Annotated in this window: 19 protein-coding genes; 9 read left to right on the top strand and 10 right to left on the bottom strand. The window is 37.8% G+C overall.

Translation table 11 applies throughout. The features are described 5' to 3' along the window. Positions 1-39 precede the first annotated feature (39 nt). Genes BUA71_RS06545 through BUA71_RS17985 form a run of 3 tightly spaced genes read left to right on the top strand, consistent with a single transcriptional unit; the run spans position 40 to position 1,300 of the window. Positions 40-741: an RluA family pseudouridine synthase gene (locus BUA71_RS06545; protein ID WP_072877926.1), complete on the top strand. Its 702-nt coding sequence runs from the start codon at positions 40-42 to the stop codon at positions 739-741. Between the two features lie 38 nt (positions 742-779). Then, positions 780-1,019, top strand: coding sequence for a hypothetical protein (locus BUA71_RS06540; RefSeq protein WP_072877924.1), 240 nt, complete (start codon positions 780-782; stop codon positions 1,017-1,019). A gap of 35 nt (positions 1,020-1,054) precedes the next feature. Beyond that, complete coding sequence (locus tag BUA71_RS17985; RefSeq protein ID WP_139277077.1) at positions 1,055-1,300, top strand: type II toxin-antitoxin system RelE/ParE family toxin; 246 nt, start codon at positions 1,055-1,057, stop codon at positions 1,298-1,300. Here BUA71_RS17985 and BUA71_RS06530 read toward each other — a convergent pair. Further along, positions 1,297-2,841 (bottom strand): hypothetical protein, encoded by a 1,545-nt coding sequence (locus BUA71_RS06530; RefSeq protein WP_072877920.1) that lies wholly within the window; start codon positions 2,839-2,841, stop codon positions 1,297-1,299. The genes BUA71_RS17985 and BUA71_RS06530 overlap by 4 nt on opposite strands. Positions 2,842-2,988: 147 nt before the next feature. Here BUA71_RS06530 and BUA71_RS06525 point away from each other — a divergent pair, with 147 nt between their 5' ends. The 6 genes from BUA71_RS06525 (at position 2,989) to BUA71_RS06500 (ending at position 8,480) form a co-directional block, all read left to right on the top strand. Further along, positions 2,989-4,161, top strand: a complete 1,173-nt coding sequence (locus BUA71_RS06525; RefSeq protein WP_072877918.1) for a 2-isopropylmalate synthase — start codon at positions 2,989-2,991, stop codon at positions 4,159-4,161. A 1-nt stretch (position 4,162) separates the two neighbouring features. Then, complete coding sequence (leuC, locus tag BUA71_RS06520; RefSeq protein WP_072877916.1) at positions 4,163-5,545, top strand: 3-isopropylmalate dehydratase large subunit; 1,383 nt, start codon at positions 4,163-4,165, stop codon at positions 5,543-5,545. A gap of 1 nt (position 5,546) precedes the next feature. Next, the gene (gene leuD, locus BUA71_RS06515; protein WP_072877914.1) at positions 5,547-6,158 is read left to right on the top strand and encodes a 3-isopropylmalate dehydratase small subunit; all 612 of its coding nucleotides are present in this window, start codon (positions 5,547-5,549) and stop codon (positions 6,156-6,158) included. Positions 6,159-6,335: 177 nt separating this feature from the next. Further along, positions 6,336-7,451 (top strand): 3-isopropylmalate dehydrogenase, encoded by a 1,116-nt coding sequence (gene leuB, locus BUA71_RS06510; protein WP_072877912.1) that lies wholly within the window; start codon positions 6,336-6,338, stop codon positions 7,449-7,451. A 395-nt stretch (positions 7,452-7,846) separates the two neighbouring features. Continuing rightward, entirely contained in the window at positions 7,847-8,155 is a 309-nt protein-coding gene (locus tag BUA71_RS06505) for a nucleotidyltransferase family protein (protein WP_072877910.1), read from the top strand. Beyond that, positions 8,139-8,480 carry a HepT-like ribonuclease domain-containing protein gene (locus BUA71_RS06500; RefSeq protein WP_072877909.1) on the top strand — a complete coding sequence of 114 codons (342 nt, stop codon included), beginning with the start codon at positions 8,139-8,141 and terminating at the stop codon, positions 8,478-8,480. The genes BUA71_RS06505 and BUA71_RS06500 overlap by 17 nt, the downstream gene beginning before the upstream one ends. 236 nt (positions 8,481-8,716) lie before the next feature. Here the strand turns inward: BUA71_RS06500 and argH are convergent, their stop codons facing one another. The 9 genes from argH to BUA71_RS06455 all read right to left on the bottom strand — a co-directional run bounded on the left by argH (position 8,717) and on the right by BUA71_RS06455 (position 18,042). Then, positions 8,717-9,994, bottom strand: a complete 1,278-nt coding sequence (gene argH / locus BUA71_RS06495; protein WP_072877907.1) for an argininosuccinate lyase — start codon at positions 9,992-9,994, stop codon at positions 8,717-8,719. 53 nt (positions 9,995-10,047) lie between these two features. Next, positions 10,048-11,118 carry a M20 family metallo-hydrolase gene (locus tag BUA71_RS06490; RefSeq protein WP_072877906.1) on the bottom strand — a complete coding sequence of 357 codons (1,071 nt, stop codon included), beginning with the start codon at positions 11,116-11,118 and terminating at the stop codon, positions 10,048-10,050. Beyond that, a complete protein-coding gene (gene argB, locus BUA71_RS06485; RefSeq protein WP_072877905.1) occupies positions 11,118-11,897 on the bottom strand; it encodes an acetylglutamate kinase in 780 nt (259 codons plus the stop codon). The genes BUA71_RS06490 and argB overlap by 1 nt, the downstream gene beginning before the upstream one ends. Positions 11,898-11,914: 17 nt before the next feature. Next, positions 11,915-12,889, bottom strand: a complete 975-nt coding sequence (locus BUA71_RS06480; RefSeq protein WP_072877903.1) for an N-acetylornithine carbamoyltransferase — start codon at positions 12,887-12,889, stop codon at positions 11,915-11,917. Positions 12,890-12,966: 77 nt separating this feature from the next. Continuing rightward, positions 12,967-14,094, bottom strand: a complete 1,128-nt coding sequence (locus tag BUA71_RS06475; RefSeq protein WP_072877902.1) for an aspartate aminotransferase family protein — start codon at positions 14,092-14,094, stop codon at positions 12,967-12,969. Between the two features lie 2 nt (positions 14,095-14,096). Then, positions 14,097-14,891: a pyrroline-5-carboxylate reductase gene (gene proC / locus BUA71_RS06470; RefSeq protein ID WP_072877900.1), complete on the bottom strand. Its 795-nt coding sequence runs from the start codon at positions 14,889-14,891 to the stop codon at positions 14,097-14,099. 190 nt (positions 14,892-15,081) lie between these two features. Beyond that, positions 15,082-16,044 carry an N-acetyl-gamma-glutamyl-phosphate reductase gene (gene argC, locus BUA71_RS06465; RefSeq protein WP_072877899.1) on the bottom strand — a complete coding sequence of 321 codons (963 nt, stop codon included), beginning with the start codon at positions 16,042-16,044 and terminating at the stop codon, positions 15,082-15,084. Then, positions 16,041-17,228, bottom strand: coding sequence for an argininosuccinate synthase (gene argG / locus BUA71_RS06460; RefSeq protein WP_072877897.1), 1,188 nt, complete (start codon positions 17,226-17,228; stop codon positions 16,041-16,043). Before argG ends, argC begins: the two co-directional genes overlap by 4 nt. A 166-nt stretch (positions 17,229-17,394) precedes the next feature. Then, a complete protein-coding gene (locus BUA71_RS06455) occupies positions 17,395-18,042 on the bottom strand; it encodes a GNAT family N-acetyltransferase (RefSeq protein ID WP_072877896.1) in 648 nt (215 codons plus the stop codon). Between the last annotated feature and the right edge of the window lie 185 nt (positions 18,043-18,227).

Below are 18,227 nucleotides of genomic sequence, written 5' to 3'. Positions count from 1 at the left end.
CAAAGGGGAGGAGTTCTTCTCTCTCTTTAAATTTATGGCGTGGAAAAAATAATTTCAGATAAAAATAATCTTCAGGTGCTTTATGAAGACAACCATATTATTGTGGTCAATAAGCGACCCGGGGATATTGTGCAGGGGGATAAAACCGGTGACAAACCTCTAAGTGACGTGGTGAAATCTTTTTTAAAAGAAAAATACAATAAACCGGGAAATGTTTATTTGGGGGTGGTACATAGATTGGACAGGCCTACCAGTGGTATCGTACTTTTTGCAAAAACATCTAAAGCGCTTCCCAGGCTCAATAAAATTTTTCAGAAAAAAGAAGCACAAAAGACCTATTGGTCGGTGGTGAAAAATGCTCCTCCCAAAGACAACGATCGTCTAACCCATTTTTTAAAACGCAATCCCAAACAGAACAAATCTTACGCTCATATAAAAGAGGTGCCCAATAGTAAAGAAGCCATATTAGATTATGAGATTTTAAAAGAACTGGATAATTATTTTTTACTGGAAGTAGCTTTACATACTGGAAGACATCATCAAATTCGGAGCCAACTTTCAGCAATTGGCTGTCCCATTAAAGGCGATCTAAAATATGGTTTTGACCGAAGTAATAAAGACGCCAGCATTCATTTACACGCCAGGGAGTTAAAATTTATTCATCCTGTAAAAAAAGAAGAAATTCATATTGTTGCCCCACCCCCCCACTTAGATGCTATCTGGAAAGCTATAAAAGTTTAGGGAAATATTCTTATCTTTAAAAACCTTAAACTCGTATTATGAATACAAAAGCACGCTTTCATAAACTTATTGATGCTATCGGGAATGATAAGAATCTAAAGTCTTACTATAAGCTGGTAAATCGGTTACACCAAAATGAATCCGGTGAATTATGGAAGAGATTATCGGAGCTTGAAAAAGATGAGTTGCTTCTGTCTTATGAAGAAAGTTTAGATTCTTCAAAATTAATTTCACACGAAAAGCTTTCAGAAAAACATTCCAAATGGTTCATAGAATAGTATGGACGGAAAGGGCTGCCGATTAATATGATAAAATTCTTGATCATTTGAAGGAAAACTGGGGTAAAAACGTAACTCAGAGCTTTGTTTCAAAAACATTTGACATGCTGGCTCTTTTAAAGAAACAACCTAATTTGGGAACACTAGAAAATCCTAAGAAAGGAATAAGGGGCTTTCTTATTTCAAAGCATAACATAATGTTCTATCGTGTAGATGAAGATGTTTTAATAGTTTTAAATTTTTTCGACACCAGATCTTCAATATCCCACAAGAGATATTAACGTTTTGCTGATGCCACTTTTTTAGCGATTACATCAGCCACCGGTCTATTCTCTATCTTACTTTCCAGCCAGGAAATAATGTCCAGATAAAGAAATGCCCTGCGCTCGTAAGGATGATCTTCATAACTTTTTAATTTCGCATGGAGTTTTTTGAATTCAGCTTTAATATCTAAAGGAGAAACTTCAGGTAAATTTCTAAGAAAACGAATCATTTCTTTTTGCACCTCGTGTAAATCGTTCATTTTAATCAAAAACTTATAAGTAGATTTTACCAAACGATCTAAATGATAATCTAAACCAGCTTCATAATGAGCTACCAAACTTAGAATACGGGAAAAGCACATAAGATCTTCACGCATTTCAAGCGATTTATTTTCAATAATCTTATTCAGAAATTCAATACACTTTTTATTGTTACCGTCGCCAAAGTAAAGACAGGCAATCTTATAGTAAAAAACCATAATGTGGTGCCCATCGATACGATTCTGAAATTTTTTTATTTTTTTCTGAATTTTCTCTACCAGCTCATCACCATTCGCAAAATTACCCCGCATAAAACGAAGGTTTAGTTTATTGGAGTAGAGATATAGAAATGCCAGCGCCTTAATATTATCATCGTCTGGAATTTTTGGGTTTTTTAATGTAGATTCCAGGTTTTTTAATGTAGTTTCAAATAAGTTGGTATGGTTTAAATAAAACAGGGATTCCAATAAATAATGATTCCCTTTTAAATAAGAAACAGGATGTATAGGCACCAAATGGGGGTAATCATTAAAGAGATCAATCCATTTCATGGAATAGCGATAGCAAGCTAAAAAATCCTGAGTGATAAAACTATACCACAAATGTGCTTTATATAACCATAACTTTTCCCTAAAACCTATCTCGCTAAATTTATATTCGGGCAAACTTTGATAAAAATAATTACGAATACTCTCGGCTTCTTCTTTGGTCCTGGCATAGCCCATCTTTAAAAATATGCCATACAACTGCAGCGATAAATTAGACAGTTTACTGGATATTAAATTAAGATCGCTTAAAGTTGTAGTTTGCTTAATAAGGCTATCGGCCCTGTTTTCTATACTGCGTGTGATATATTGCGACTCAATTACTTTTTCTAGCTCAAGAATTTCATAGGCAAGGTTCTTTTCTTCATAATCTAAAGCCTGAATTTTAATTTTATCCAAAAGTTTAAGACTCTGCTTATACAAACCTTTCCTATAAAGGATATATGCAAAATCGAACTGTTCCCTTATTTGTACAGGGACACTCTGGTGGGCGGGATTTAACCTTAAACTAATTAGGATCTGCTTGTACAAATGTGCCTTTACATTAGACAACTGTTGTTTGCTAATCTTTGTCTTCTGTAAAATGGCTTTTTCATTATACTTCTTCATTTTGGTCATTACCTTAAATAAATTCAAAAATTTACTATCGGTATTTACGCCAATTCTTCCCACGTATAGCGAAAATTGTCTCTTTTCTGAAGGAGAAAGTGACTTAATAAGAGAAAAAAGGTTATCGGTTAAATCATTAGTCATTGTAACAGAATAGTTTTTAACATACTGATTTACAGTGTTATTACAGTTTAATTTCAAGTTTAATTATCGTAATGACCCAATCTGCATAGGTCGCGAGTGTATAGATTAACAATACTTTAGATAAAGATAAAGCAAAATAAATCTCTTATGAGCACAGAAAAGGTAGAAATTTTTGACACGACGTTACGAGACGGAGAGCAGGTTCCAGGCTGTAAATTAAATACAGCTCAAAAACTAAAAATAGCTGCAAGACTGGATGAACTGGGGGTAGATGTAATTGAAGCCGGGTTTCCGGTTTCCAGCCCAGGTGATTTTCAATCGGTTTCAGAAATCTCAAAACTGGCCAAGAATGCCGCTGTTTGTGGGCTCACCCGTGCTGTTAAGAAAGATATCGAGGTAGCTGCCGAAGCCTTAAAATATGCAAAAAAGCCACGTATTCATACCGGGATAGGAACATCTGATCCTCATATTAAGCACAAATTTAATTCTACCCGTGAAGAAATTATTGAGCGTGGCTCTAAAGCGGTTGCCTACGCCAAAAATTTTGTAGATGATGTGGAATTTTATGCTGAAGATGCCGGCCGAACCGACAACGAATTCTTAGCCCGCGTTTGTACAGAAATGATCAAAGCCGGGGCTACGGTACTGAACATTCCAGACACCACAGGTTACTGCCTTCCCGAAGAATATGGAAGAAAAATAAAATATCTTAAAGACAATGTGAAAGATATTGACAAGGTGAGGATTTCCTGTCATTGTCATAATGATCTAGGCTTGGCTACTGCAAATGCAATTGCCGGGGTAATGAACGGTGCCCGCCAAATTGAGTGTACCATTAACGGAATTGGAGAACGTGCCGGGAACACCGCCCTGGAAGAAGTGGTGATGATTTTAAGACAACACCCAACCTTAAACTTAAACACGCTAATAGACCCAAAATTCTTGTTCGATACCAGTTGCATGGTTTCCAAAGAAATGGGCATGTTTGTACAGCCAAATAAGGCTATTGTAGGAGCAAATGCTTTTGCTCACAGCTCTGGAATCCATCAGGATGGGGTAATTAAGAATCGTGAAACCTATGAGATTATCGATCCTGCAGAAGTTGGGGTAACAGAATCGGCAATTATCCTTACAGCCAGAAGTGGTAGAGCTGCGTTAGCACACAAAGCCAAGAAAATGGGATATGAATTAACCAAGCTTCAATTAGATGAAGTTTATGCTGAGTTCCTAAACTTTGCCGATGCCAGAAGATGCGTAGAAGATCACGATATACACGAAATAATGCAAATTTCAGAAAGAAAAATTAGAGCCATAGCATAAAATGAAAAAGACTTTATTTGATAAAATATGGGATCGTCACGTAGTAGAATCTATACCAGACGGTCCCGATATTTTATATATAGACAAACACCTTATCCACGAAGTTACCAGTCCACAAGCTTTTAACGAGCTAAAGGAGCGCGATATCCCCGTGTTTAGACCAGATCAAATCGTTGCCACGGCAGATCATAATACCCCGACCCAAAATCAACATTTACCGGTTAAAGATCTCCTGTCCAGAAAACAGCTAAAAGAATTAAGTGAAAACTGCGAAGCCAACAATATTACCCTTTATGGGCTGGGACATCCTTATAATGGAATTGTTCATGTTATGGCGCCAGAACTGGGAATTACACAACCGGGAATGACTATGGTTTGCGGCGACAGCCACACCTCTACCCACGGTGCTTTTGGCACTATTGCTTTTGGGATTGGTACCAGCCAGGTTTCCCAGGCCTTTGCCAGCCAGTGTTTGTTGGTTGAAAAACCTAAAAAATTGCGGGTAAATGTAAACGGAAAACTTAAAAAAGGCGTACTTCCAAAAGACGTTATCCTTTATATTATTAGCAAATTGGGCACAAACTCCGGCACAGGATATTTTTGCGAGTATGCCGGAAATGTTTTTGAAGAAATGTCTATGGAAGGCCGTATGACCGTTTGTAATATGAGTATTGAAATGGGCGCCCGCGGCGGCTTAATCGCACCAGATGAGACTACCTTTGAATATGTGAAAGACAAAGAATTCGCTCCAAAAGGAGCCGAATTTGAGCAATTAAAATCCTTTTGGGAAACCTTAAAAACCGATGACGATGCTGAATTCGATAAGGAATTCAGTTTTGATGCTGAAGATATAGAACCAATGATAACTTATGGCACTAATCCCGGTATGGGAATAAAAATTACCGGTGCCATTCCCACAGAAGGCGGAAAAAGCGATGCAAAAGCTCTTTCCTACATGGGCTTTAAACCCGGCGAGACGTTATTGGAGAAAACCATTAACTGGATTTTTATTGGTAGTTGCACCAATTCCAGGATAGAAGATTTTCGCCAGGCTGCCGCTTATATAAAAGGAAAGCAAAAAGCGAATAATGTAAATGCACTAATTGTTCCCGGTTCAAGACAGGTAGCGGCTCAAATTGAAGCCGAAGGTTTAAGGGAAGTTTTTGAAAATGCCGGTTTTACCTTAAGACAACCTGGTTGTTCGGCTTGTTTGGCAATGAACGACGATAAAATACCTGCCGGGGAATACTGTGTTTCTACCAGTAACCGAAATTTTGAAGGCAGGCAGGGACAGGGATCAAGAACCATATTGGCTAGTCCATTAACAGCTGCAGCGACGGCTGTTTCAGGAAAAATAACCGATTTCACAAAACATTTAAATTAAGATGGAAAAGTTTATCACCTTAACAGATACGGCGGTTCCTTTAGACATAGAGAACGTAGATACCGATCAAATCATTCCGGCGAGATTTTTAAAAGCAACCGATAAAGCCGGCTTTGGAGAAAACCTTTTTAGGGATTGGCGGTTTAATAATAACGACGAACCAGAACCTGAGTTTCCTTTAAATAAGCCAGAATATTCCGGTTCTATATTGGTTGCGGGAAATAACTTTGGTTGCGGTTCCAGTAGAGAGCATGCCGCCTGGGCTTTGAAAGCTTACGGATTTAAAGTAGTGGTTTCCAGTTATTTTGCAGATATTTTTAAGGGCAACGCCTTAAATAATGGCTTACTTCCGGTGCAGGTAAGTCCGCAGTTTTTAGAACAGCTTTTTGCCGAAATCAGTAAAGATGCTTCAATAGCAATAAAGGTAGATTTGAAAGCTCAAAAAATTGAAATTCCGCAGAAAAACATTTCAGAAAAATTTGAAATAGATCCATATAAAAAAACCTGTTTGTTGAACGGTTTTGATGATATCGATTTTCTGGTAAGTAAGCTGGACGCCATTAAAAAATTTGAAGAAAAAAATAATAAATTACAACCTGCCACACAGTTGTAGTTGACGTGTTCCAAATAAAAAAAGAAGAACATTGGAACAAGAAATAATTTACAAAAAAATAAACTATCTCCGGCCAAACCCGCGAGGTATTATAAAGAAGTAATGATTTGATTTCGAGGTATCCCAATAGCTATCGGGATACAACTCGATTATCGAATAAAACATAAGAAGAAAAATATGAAATTAAAAATAGCAGTTTTACCCGGGGACGGGATAGGTCCTGAGATAACGCAGCAATCGGTTAAAGTTTTAAAAGCAGTAGCAGATCGTTTTGATCACCATTTTGAATTTGAAGAAGCCCTGGTAGGAGCGGCAGCCATAGACTTATTGGACAGTCCGTTACCGGAAGCTACATTAGAACTATGCAAAAATTCTGATGCTGTGTTGTTTGGGGCTATTGGCGATCCCAAATATGACAATAACCCAGATGCAAAAGTAAGACCCGAGCAGGGACTATTGAAACTTAGAAAAGAATTAGGTCTTTTTGCTAACGTTAGGCCAGTTAAGGCTTACGACAAACTTATTCCACAGTCACCGCTAAAAGCAGATCGCATTGGCGGAGCAGATATGGTGATTTATCGCGAGCTTACCGGTGGAATTTACTTCGGTGAAAAATCCACCGCAGAAGATGGGCAAAGCGCCAGCGATCTTTGCAGTTATTCGGTAGAAGAAATTACCAGAATAGCGCACCTGGCATTTAAAGCCGCACAGCAACGTAATAAAAAGTTGACCCTGGTAGACAAAGCCAATGTTTTGGAAACTTCGAGATTATGGAGAAAAACAGTTACTGAAATTGCAAAGGAATATCCGCAGGTTAAACTCGATTTCCTTTTTGTAGATAACGCTGCAATGCAAATGATCCTTAATCCTACTCAGTTTGATGTAATTTTAACCGAAAATATGTTTGGCGATATTTTATCTGATGAAGCCAGTGTGATTGGTGGTAGTATTGGGCTACTGGCCTCTGCCTCAGTTGGGAAAGAAAATGCAATGTTCGAGCCTATTCACGGTTCTTATCCACAGGCTACGGGAAAAGGAATTGCCAATCCTGTCGCTTCTATTTTATCCGCAGCCATGCTGTTGGAGCATTTTGGTTTAACTGAAGAAGCCGAAGCCGTAAAAAAATCGGTAGAACTAAGTATTAAACTGAATGTTTGTACCATAGATATTAATAAAGACAACCACTACACCACCGATAAAGTGGGTGGTTTCCTGGAAGGTCTTATTAGCGAAGTTGAAAATATAAGCATAAACAACGAAAACCTGAATCTTGGGCAAATGACAATTATTTAAAATATTTACGATTATTATTTCTTCATTTATGTTTTGAACCTCTCATGTTTCGTGTGGTTATGTGGGAGGTTTTTTTTTGAAACTTAGATTTACTGACATTTTTAATACCTGTAAATCTTTAGTTGAATTAACCCCGATGAAGATCGGGGTCTTTAATCCAGATTTCACTAAATTACCTCAGGGCGAGCCCACGAGGTATTATATAGAAGGTTCATCGCAAATAACGGATATTGCCGAAAAAGTGTAATTTTAGAGACCAATTATAAAAACAACGAGGCCGACAAATTCGTGTCCCAACTCCCGTAACTTGCGATAACCGTAACCGTTGTGGCTAATGCCAGAATAATCGTAGTACAGAAGAAAATTGATCAGGAAATTTTAATTATTTTTGAATTATGAAAATAGATGAAAAAAATATTAATCGGATCAAAAAACTTTGTAAGCAATATAAAGTGAAAACATTTTCCGCTTTCGGATCAGTAACGAGAGAAGATTTTAAAAGTGATTCTGATATCGATTTCGTTGTTGATTTCGAAGAAAATGATCCTTTTATATATACGGACTTATACTTTCAGCTTAAAGAAAAATTAGAAAAATTACTAAAACGACAAATTGATCTTATTGAAGAAAGAGGTATTAAAAATACATATTTCAGAAAAGAATTAGATAACACGAAAATTCTGATTTATGGACAACAGAATTAATGCCTGGCTTGAAGATATTATTAGGTCAATTGATGAAATATTTGACTTCCTTCCTGAAAAAAGAGATTTTTTTGAATATCAAAAAGATTTAAAAACGAAGAAAGCGATTGAAAGAAATATTGAGATAATTGGAGAAGCGATCAACAGAATTTCAAAACACAAAAATTCAAATTTAAAAATAAAAAATGCTCAAAAAATTATAGGAACAAGAAACAGGATCACCCACGAATATGACAACATATCGGATGAAGTTATTTGGACCATTATTTTAAGAGAGTTACCAAAACTTAAAAAAGAAATAAACAACTTACAAGGTCAGCACTAACCACAACATCGGATTATTTTGATTTCGAGGTATCCCGATAGCTACGGAGCTCCCGATAAGTACCGGGATAAATCTCGATTATCGAGTAAACGTCAGGCATATTTTGTCACTAAGACAGGAAATTACCAAGATACAAAAAGATAATCTTAGTTCCTTTTTTTTGGAGTTTTGGAGCCTTTGTGGCTTTTTTTAATGTTAATCTAAACTGTATAAACTTGAAACCCCAAGCTTTTTAATTAAACCTCCTTCAGCTTTTTCCTAATCTCATTTAAAACTAAATTATCTTTGCTGCCCAGATGGGTATGTTCTTTATTTGCTCCGGCTTTATAGGTGCCCTCCTGCACCTGTCCTCCAATAATTTGATAAGCCTCTCTAAAGGATTTCCCCTGCAACACCAGGTCGTTAATACTATCTACAGTAAATAAATATTGATATTTTTCATCGGTTAAATCTATTTCCTTCACTTCAATCTTTGCAATAGCGTGAATAAATATTTCTAAAATTTCTTTAATATTCTCTACGGCGTAAATACTGTTTTCTTTAATAAGCTGATAATCTCTATGATAACCGCTGGGCAAATTGTTGGTGATGAGGATCATCTCATTGGCAATAGCCTGAAGCTTATTGCACTTACCTCTAATCAACTCAAAAACATCTGGATTTTTTTTATGCGGCATGATGCTGGATCCCGTGGTTAATTCGTCGGGAAAACTAATAAATCCAAAATTCTGACCCATATAAAGACAAATATCCATAGCAAATCTAGATAATGTGTTAGCTACCGCAGCGATATTAGCCGTTACGGTACGCTCACATTTTCCGCGTCCCAATTGTGCGGCGACTACATTATATTTTAAGTTTGAAAAGCCCAATTCCCTGGTCGTGAATTCCCGGTCTATGGGGAAAGAAGAACCATAGCCAGCTGCCGAACCTAAAGGGTTTTGATCTACTACTTTTAATCCGGCTTCTAGCAAATAAAGATCGTCTATCAACAATTCAGCATAAGCCGAGAACCACAGGCCAAAACTAGAAGGCATTGCCACCTGTAAATGAGTATATCCAGGTAACAACTTTTCCTTATGTTCTTCAGCTAAATCTAAAAGCAACTCGCTTAGGTCTTTTGTTTTTCCTGAAATTTCCTGTAAGTTTTCTTTAAAATATAACTGCATAGCTACCAGGATCTGGTCATTTCGTGATCTGGCAGTATGTATCTTTTTACCGGTATCACCCAGGGCTTTGGTGAGTTCATATTCAATTTTGGAATGAACATCTTCAAAATCTTCTTCAATTTGAAAACTACCATCGGTTACCTGTTCCTGTAATTTTAGCAACTCCTGTTCTAAAATCTCCACTTCTTTTGAAGTAATAATACCAACTTCTCCCAACATTTTTGCGTGAGCCTTAGAAGCTGCAATGTCATATTTTACGATATGCATATCTAATTCCCGGTCATTTCCCACCGTGAAATTTTCTATTTTTTTATCTATCGCTAATCCTTTATCCCAAAGTTTCATAATTTTTTTGTCTTGAAATAAGACCTCACAGGTTTTTGAAACCTGGGAGGTCTCTAGTTTTTTAATGCTCTTTCTAATAATTTTATATACTTTTCTATTCCTTCTTCGATCTCCTTTACATATATAAATTCATCTGCCGAGTGTGATCTCGTGGAATCCCCGGGCCCTAATTTTAAGGATGGGCAATTCAACATCGCCTGGTCTGAAAGTGTAGGAGAACCATATGTTTCCATACCCAAAGCGATTCCCGCTTTTACCAAATCGTGATCTTTAGGAATAGACGAAGAATTTAAACGTAAAGATCGGGCTTTAAGTTCATCTACCGGCGCTTCTTTTTTAAGTATTTCATTAACTTCAGCATTAGAATAAGCATCGGTCACCCTTACATCTATTACCAGGTCCACGTGCCCTGGGACAACATTATGTTGGCTGCCCGCCTTAATTTGTGTGACCGTTAATTTCACTTCGCCCAGAGCCTGTGAAATCTTTTTAAACTTAAAGTCCCTAAACCAGTTTAAAGTTTCAGCGCTTTTGTAAATCGCATTGTTATTATTTGGATGCGCTGCGTGAGAAGGAGTTCCTTTTACTTTTGCATCAAAAACAATCAAACCTTTTTCTGCAATTGCCAGGTTCATTAAGGTTGGTTCTCCCACAATAGCCACATCAATCTTTGGCATTTTAGGAAGCAGGCAGGCTACACCGTATTTTCCATTAATCTCTTCCTCTCCTGTTCCTGCGAAAATGAGGTTATAATTTAAATCTTCAGAAGCATAGTAGTATGTAAAGGTCGCTAAAAGCGACACCAAACATCCACCCGCATCATTACTCCCCAGGCCAAATAACTTTCCATCGGCTATCGTCGCCTCAAAAGGATCACGCGTATAAGCCGAATTGGGTCTCACGGTATCGTGGTGGGAGTTTAGAAGCAAAGTAGGCTTGGCTTCATCAAAATACTTGCTGGTTGCCCAAACATTATTTAAGTAGCGCTCATAAGGAATGTTATGATTATTAAACCATGTCTCTAGCAAATTGGCCGTTTTATCTTCTTCTTTCGAAAAGGACTGGGTGCCAATAAGCTCTTTAAGTAGATTAATAGCTTCTTTCTGAAGTGTTGAAATTTGCATTAGTTTACAATTTTTGTATGAATTGAACCTCCTTTTAAAAGTTTGAAATCTCCAAGGATTATCTCTGAAACCCCATTTTCTAAAGCTTCAAAAGCATTGTGTAGCTTTGGGAGCATCCCATCACTAATTACTTTTTCTGCTAATAACGTCTTGTACTTTTCTCCATCTATGTTTTCAATTACCGATAAATCATCTTTAGGATTAGCTAAAACTCCTTTTTTCTCAAAACAGAAAATCAGTTTTGTTTTGTACTCCACACTCATCGCTTTGGCAATTTCAGCGGCCACCGAATCGCCATTCGTATTAAGCAACATCCCCTCTTTAGTACAGGAAATGGCTGAAAACACCGGAGTAATTTGTTGTTCTAAAAGCGAACCAATAAATCCCGAATTCACTTTCTCCACATCTCCCACAAAACCAAAATCTACTTCTTTCACGGGGCGTTTTGTAGAGATGATACTGGCCCCGTCTGCCCCACACATGCCAATAGCATTATTTTCTCTCGCTTGCAATTTGGCCACAATATTTTTATTGATCAATCCGCCGTAAACCATGGTAATTACTTTTACCGAGTTGACATCGGTAATTCTACGACCTTCGTGCATTTGTGTTTTATAACCTAACTTTGAAGCCATTTCTGTAGCTAAGTTTCCACCGCCGTGAATTAAAATCTTAGGCGACTCTAAAGCAGCAAAATCGTCTAAGAATTCAGTGAATTTAGTCTCATCCTCAATGAGCTTCCCTCCTATTTTTACGATTTTTAATGTTGGTCTTGTCATTGGTCAATTAATAATTTCTAAGCATTTTTTCCTAGTTCTGAAGCATTTGCTGTTTCTTCCAGAATTTCTTTTAATACTGCCTGTGCAGCAAATGTTCGGTTTTTGGCCTGTAGGATTACCGCTGAACTTGAAGAATCCAAAACATCATCGGCGATAACCATATTTCGTCTCACCGGTAAGCAATGCATTACTCGGGCATTGTTGGTCGCCTTCAATTTTTCCTGGGAAATCATCCAGCTTTTATCTTCACTAAGTTTTTGCCCGTAATCCTCATAGCTGCTCCAATTCTTTACATATACAAAATCGGCATCTTTTAAGGCTTCATCCTGATTGTGAACTACCCGGGTATTTTTAGTAATTTCAGGATTCAAATCATATCCTTCGGGATTGGTAATCACAAAATCAAACTCCATTTTTTGCATCATTTTCGTAAAAGAATTGGGCACACTTTGTGGCAATGCTTTAGGATGTGGTGCCCAGGTTAAAACAACTTTGGGCTTATCTTTTTTCTTTAATTCCTGGATAGTCAGGGCATCGGTAAGCGCCTGTAAAGGGTGTCCCGTGGCACTTTCTAAATTTACTACCGGCACAGAAGCATAATTTTTAAAACTGTTTAATATATTTTCAGCTTCATCTTCCTTTCTATCTTTCAATTCGGGAAATGCCCTTACTGCAATGATGTCGCAGTATTGAGAAAGCACCGCTGCAGCTTCTTTTATATGCTCGGCTTTATTGGAGTTCATAATAGCGCCGTCTTCAAACTCTAAAGCCCAGCCATCGCTTCCCGCATTCATTACCAGCACATCCATACCCAACAATTTTGCAGCCTTTTCTGTACTTAATCGGGTTCTCAAACTGGGATTAAAAAATAACATTCCCAGGGTTTTACCTTTACCTATTTCTAAGGCAGCGTGAGCTTTTTTAAGTTCTGATGCCTCGGTTAATAAAGCCTGTAAATCTTTTATATCTGATAAATCTATATAATTCTTCATAAATCTAGGTTTTCCAGACCTCACAGTCCCGATACGGGATCGAAGACCTGTGAGTTCTATTTTACTATATTTTCAGCCTATTTTAAAGCGATTTTTAATGCTTTAAAATAGGCTTTAAAATGCTGTTTTTGAATAGTTAAAGGCGGTAAAATCCTTAAGAGGTTTTTATTTGCTGAAGCTCCAGTAAAAATTTGATGTTTGTACAAAAGCTCTTTTCTTAGCCCGGCAATTTCAAAATCAAATTCCAGGCCTATCATCAAGCCCCGACCTTTTACATTTTTAATCTCGGGAATATTTGCTGCTTCAGCTTTTACAAAATCGAAAAGTTCTTTCGCATTTTGCATTAAATTTTTCTTCTGAATAACGTCTAAGACGGCGATTCCGGCAGCACAGGCCAGGTGGTTTCCACCAAAAGTAGTACCGAGCATTCCCGGCTTTGCTTCAATATTTTTATCGATCAAGACTCCGCCAATGGGAAAACCATTCCCCATTCCCTTAGCGATAGAAATAAGATCTGGCCTAATCCCGTGTTTCTGAAAAGCGAAGAAGTCTCCGGTTCTTCCGTAGCCCGATTGCACTTCATCAGCAATTAACAAGGCTCCATATTTTTTCGATAATTCTGCAGTTTTCTTATAAAATTCTGACGCAGCTTCATCAAGTCCGCCAACTCCCTGAATCACTTCAAAAATAACTGCAGCCACATCCCCTTTTTTTAATTCTTCTTCCAAGGCCCGGGAATCTTCAAAAGCAAGTTTGGTGGTTTTATGATGCTGATTGTAGGCAGCCTGCACTTTCTTATTATCGGTTACTGCAACCACCCCCGAAGTCCTTCCGTGGAAAGCTTTTTCAAAATATATAACCCGGTCTTTACCGGTTTGAAAGGAGGCTACTTTTAAAGCGTTTTCGTTAGCTTCAGCCCCCGAATTGCATAAAAAAAGCTGATAGTCCTTTACTCCCGAAACTTCTTCCAACTTATCTGCAAGCTCCTTTTGCAAGGGATTTTTAATAGAATTGGAGTAAAATCCCAGCTTTTTTACCTGGTTGGCAATCCCGTTCACGTAGGCGGGATGAGAGTGTCCAATGGAAATTACAGCGTGACCGCCATACATATCCAGGTAATTGTTGTCTTCTTTATCAAAAATATAAACATCTTTCCCTTTCACGGGCGTAATATCATAAAGCAGATAAACATCAAATAGTTCCATAGTTAATTTGTTGTAATGGTATTGATTTTTTTAAATGAGGCCTGAATTCCTTTTATTAACGACGAGCTTAACCCGTTGTGCTCCATTTCGTTTAAGCCTTCAATGGTGCAGCCTCTGGGCGTGGTCACTTTGTCTATTTCTTCTTCAGGATGCTTTCCAGATTCAATTAACAAACTTGCCGCCCCCAGACAGGTTTGCATGGAAAGCTCCTGTGCATCTTCAGCATCAAAACCAAGCTGTACCCCGCCCTGGGTAGTGGCGCGAATTAGCCGCATCCAAAAAGCAATACCACTGGCACAAATGACCGTGGCCGCTTGCATTTTGTTTTCAGGAATTATTATACTGCTTCCCAATCTGTTGAAAATAGCCTCTGCGATAGTGATTCGTTTCTCGCCTATTTCATTGCAACATAAACAGGTCATAGACTTTCCTACAGCAATTGCGGTATTTGGCATAGCTCTTATAATAAACTGCTCTTTTCCCACCAGGCTTTCCATACTGGAAATTTTATAGCCGGTAACCGTAGAAATCAAGACGTGCTTTTCGGTTAAATCGTCTTTAATTTCTTCTAAAATTCGCTCCAATTGCGTGGGTTGCACCGCAAAGATCAATATATCTGAATACTGCACCGCTTCCATATTATCTGTAGTCACTTTTACTTTTGCGTATTCTTCGTATTCCTGAATTTCCTCCAGGTTACGCCTGGTAAGTACTAACGTGGTAAAAGCATTGTTAACAATAAGTCCTTTCGCTATAGAAAGTCCCAAATTCCCGGCTCCAATGATGGCTATTTTCATGGTTTTACTTTTTAAGACCTCACTGATTCTGTTAGACCTCATAATTTTAAAAACCTGTGAGGTCTGATTATGTGTAAGGTTTATTCCTAATTAACAACCTCGACCCAAGGGTGCGAGGTATGCTTCTGAAAAAACTCTTTTATTTCGCGGCAAGCCCCGGGGAATTAAACCCTTGGCTATCGCCCCGCGATTAAAAATAATTCGCTTTTAATTTTAATCCTGTGGTTTGTTCAAAACCAAACATGAGGTTCATATTTTCTACAGCCTGTCCCGAAGCTCCTTTTAAAAGATTATCGATGATACTGGTTATTAAAAGTTTATCACCAAATTTTTGCAACTGCAATAGGCATTTATTGGTATTTACTACCTGTTTTAAATGTAAATTTTCTGAAATTACATGGGTAAAAGGGGAAGCTTTATAAGCATCTTCAAAAATTTGCTTTGCATCTTCCAGAGTACCCGAAAATTTGGTATAAGCAGTCGCGTGAATTCCTCTTGAGAAATCCCCTCTATTTGGAATAAAATTAATTTCGGGCAGGCTATCATCCTGTAATTTTTTTATCCGCTCTCCAATTTCATTGAGGTGTTGATGTTCAAAAGCTTTATAAGTAGAAAAATTATTATCACGCCAGGTAAAATGTGTCGTGGGAGAAAGTGAAGTGCCAGCCCCCGTTGCTCCGGTTACTGCATTAATGTGTACATCTTCTTTTAAAATTTCTGCTTTTGCGAGAGGTAAAATTGCCAGGTTAATTGCTGTAGCAAAACAACCGGGGTTGGCAATCTTTTCTGCTTTCTTAATTTCATCCTTGTAAAATTCCGGGAGTCCATATACAAAAGAATGTTCGCCTTCCATCCTGTAATCGGTGCTTAGATCTACAATTTTTGTCTTTTCAGAAAATTGATTTTCCGTGAGGAATTTAACCGAATTTCCGTGTCCTAAACATAAAAATACAACATCTGCTTCAGGATTAATTGCTCCACTAAATTGTAAATCTGTATCGCCTAGAAGATCCTGGTGGACTCCTGCAACCGGTTTTCCAGGCTGCGAAGTGCTAAACACAAAATCCAGCGTTACTTTAGGATGATTTAAAAGTATTCTAATAAGTTCCCCGGCGGTATAGCCGGCCCCACCAATAATTCCTGCCTTAATCATTTTTCTGCTTTTACGTGTTGATATACTTTACCCGAATTGGAAAGGATTTTTATAAAACCCTTCGCATCATCTGCCGTCCAGGCTTTATTTTCTTCACCGTAATTTCCAAAACTATTATTCATTAAATCATTCTTAGAAGTGATCCCATCTAAGGTAAATCGGTACGGATGCAGGCTTAGATGCACTTCTCCACTCACTTGTTCCTGCGAACTTTCTAAAAATGCTTCCAGATCACGCATCACTGGGTCTAAATATAGGCCTTCGTGCAAATGCGTTCCATACCAATTGGCCAGGTAATCTTTATGTTGTAGCTGCCATTTGCTCAAGCAATGCTTCTCTAATAAATGATGAGCTTTAATTGTGATTAAAGCCGCTGCCGCTTCAAAACCAACCCTTCCTTTTATCCCAATTATGGTATCTCCAACGTGGATATCACGACCAATAGCATATTTTGAAGCAATATTTTCAAGAATTTCAATATTTTTTTGCGGGGAGTTCGCCTTGCCATCTACTGCAGAAAGTTCACCTTTGGTAAAACTTAAAGTGATTTTTTTAGGTTCTTTTTCCTGAAGTTGAGAAGGATAAGCAGCTTCAGGAAGTGGTTCTTTTGAAGTAAGGGTTTCTTCACCTCCCACACTGGTACCCCATAAACCTTTATTGACCGAATACTTAGACTTTTCCCAATTCATATCTACCCCATTTTGCTGTAGGTAATCAATTTCTTCCTGTCGGCTCAATTGTTTATCCCTAATTGGTGTGATGATCTCAATTTCGGGAGCGATTATTTGAAAAATCATATCGAACCTTACTTGATCATTACCGGCACCGGTACTACCGTGGGCGATAAATTTAGCACCTATTTCCTTCGCATAATTTACAATTTCGATTGCCTGAACTATACGTTCTGCACTCACCGAAAGCGGATAGGTATTATTTTTTAAGACGTTTCCAAAAATTAGGTACTTCACTACCTTTTGGTAAAACGAAGCTACTGCATCAATGTTTTTATAGGTTTTTGCACCTATCTTTTTTGCATTTTCTCCAATATGATTAATTTCTTCTTCACTAAATCCGCCGGTATTTACACTTACCGCATGAACTTCAAAGTTTTCTTCTTTAGATAAATATTTGGCGCAATAGGAAGTATCCAGGCCACCACTATATGCTATTACTACTTTTTTCATTCTGTTTAATTAAAAGGCAGGTTTTCACTACCAGTTCTTTATTATTTCTTAAGATATCGGTTTTCATTCATAAAATCTCGAGCCGCATTAACTCCAGACCTCACAGGTTTTTGAAACCTATGAGGTCTCATTTGCTGAGATTCTGTTATTTTTTCCTCTCCCCATTTTAAGATTTGTTTTTCTCTTTTTTGTAAAACAAAGTCTGTTTAATGTTCTTTAATCTTTTAAAAGCTTTATCATTTAGACTTTCTTTCTTTGTTTGTCTCTTTGTCTCTTTCTTCTTTTCTTTTTTGCGCTCGGGATCGTACATCATTCCCGTACAAAGGCACATTTTTCTTTCGGTCCTGGTAAGTATATCGTAATTTTTACAGGTTTTACATCCTTCCCAAAAGCTGTCATCATCGGTTAATTCTGAAAAAGTCACAGGTTGATATCCCAGCTCGTAGTTGATCTTCATTACCGCCAGGCCGGTGGTAATTCCGAAGATTTTCGCATGTGGATATTTTTCCCGGGAGTGATTAAAAACTACTGCTTTGATCTGTTTCGCAAGACCTCTATTCCGAAAGTCTGGATGTACAATAAGACCTGAGTTTGCCACATATTTTTCGTGACTCCAGGTTTCGATATAGCAAAAGCCGGCGAATTTTTCGCCTTCTAAAGCGATAACCGCATTGCCTTTTTCCATCTTGTTAATGACATATTCTGGCGTTCTTTGCGCTATCCCAGTGCCTCGAACCTTTGCAGATTCTTCTATGGTTGTACAAATGATCCCTGCGTACTGCGCATGAGATTTGTTAGCAATGATAATCTTCATTTGCTAAAGAATTAATGAGAAAATAATTTTAAAATGTTTTTTGAAGGGGGAACCGGACTCACCTAAGTTCCAAATAATTATACACGCACCGGGGTGCGACGCGGAAAACGGCGGCGTACAAATAAAACTTCAGGATTAATTTTGAAGTTTAAAATAGTATGTATGTTTTTTGGATCTTTCAAGGT

This window comes from Salegentibacter echinorum (assembly GCF_900129445.1).
In the GTDB taxonomy this organism is placed as follows: domain Bacteria; phylum Bacteroidota; class Bacteroidia; order Flavobacteriales; family Flavobacteriaceae; genus Salegentibacter; species Salegentibacter echinorum.
Note: the sequence above shows the minus strand (reverse complement) of the source record. Positions and strands in the feature narration are given on the sequence as shown.

Excerpts from the sequence above, each read along its gene's own strand:
- leuD (WP_072877914.1), top strand. The coding sequence starts at position 5,547 with ATGGAAAAGTTTATCACCTTAACAGATACGGCGGTTCCTTTAGACATA.
- BUA71_RS06490 (WP_072877906.1), bottom strand. The coding sequence starts at position 11,118 with ATGCAAATTTCAACACTTCAGAAAGAAGCTATTAATCTACTTAAAGAG.
- BUA71_RS06540 (WP_072877924.1), top strand. The coding sequence starts at position 780 with ATGAATACAAAAGCACGCTTTCATAAACTTATTGATGCTATCGGGAAT.
- argG (WP_072877897.1), bottom strand. The coding sequence starts at position 17,228 with ATGAAAAAAGTAGTAATAGCATATAGTGGTGGCCTGGATACTTCCTAT.
- argB (WP_072877905.1), bottom strand. The coding sequence starts at position 11,897 with ATGACAAGACCAACATTAAAAATCGTAAAAATAGGAGGGAAGCTCATT.
- leuC (WP_072877916.1), top strand. The coding sequence starts at position 4,163 with ATGAAAAAGACTTTATTTGATAAAATATGGGATCGTCACGTAGTAGAA.
- BUA71_RS06530 (WP_072877920.1), bottom strand. The coding sequence starts at position 2,841 with ATGACTAATGATTTAACCGATAACCTTTTTTCTCTTATTAAGTCACTT.
- BUA71_RS06525 (WP_072877918.1), top strand. The coding sequence starts at position 2,989 with ATGAGCACAGAAAAGGTAGAAATTTTTGACACGACGTTACGAGACGGA.
- leuB (WP_072877912.1), top strand. The coding sequence starts at position 6,336 with ATGAAATTAAAAATAGCAGTTTTACCCGGGGACGGGATAGGTCCTGAG.
- BUA71_RS06500 (WP_072877909.1), top strand. The coding sequence starts at position 8,139 with ATGGACAACAGAATTAATGCCTGGCTTGAAGATATTATTAGGTCAATT.
- argH (WP_072877907.1), bottom strand. The coding sequence starts at position 9,994 with ATGAAACTTTGGGATAAAGGATTAGCGATAGATAAAAAAATAGAAAAT.
- argC (WP_072877899.1), bottom strand. The coding sequence starts at position 16,044 with ATGATTAAGGCAGGAATTATTGGTGGGGCCGGCTATACCGCCGGGGAA.
- BUA71_RS06480 (WP_072877903.1), bottom strand. The coding sequence starts at position 12,889 with ATGAAGAATTATATAGATTTATCAGATATAAAAGATTTACAGGCTTTA.
- BUA71_RS06455 (WP_072877896.1), bottom strand. The coding sequence starts at position 18,042 with ATGAAGATTATCATTGCTAACAAATCTCATGCGCAGTACGCAGGGATC.
- proC (WP_072877900.1), bottom strand. The coding sequence starts at position 14,891 with ATGAAAATAGCCATCATTGGAGCCGGGAATTTGGGACTTTCTATAGCG.
- BUA71_RS06475 (WP_072877902.1), bottom strand. The coding sequence starts at position 14,094 with ATGGAACTATTTGATGTTTATCTGCTTTATGATATTACGCCCGTGAAA.
- BUA71_RS06505 (WP_072877910.1), top strand. The coding sequence starts at position 7,847 with ATGAAAATAGATGAAAAAAATATTAATCGGATCAAAAAACTTTGTAAG.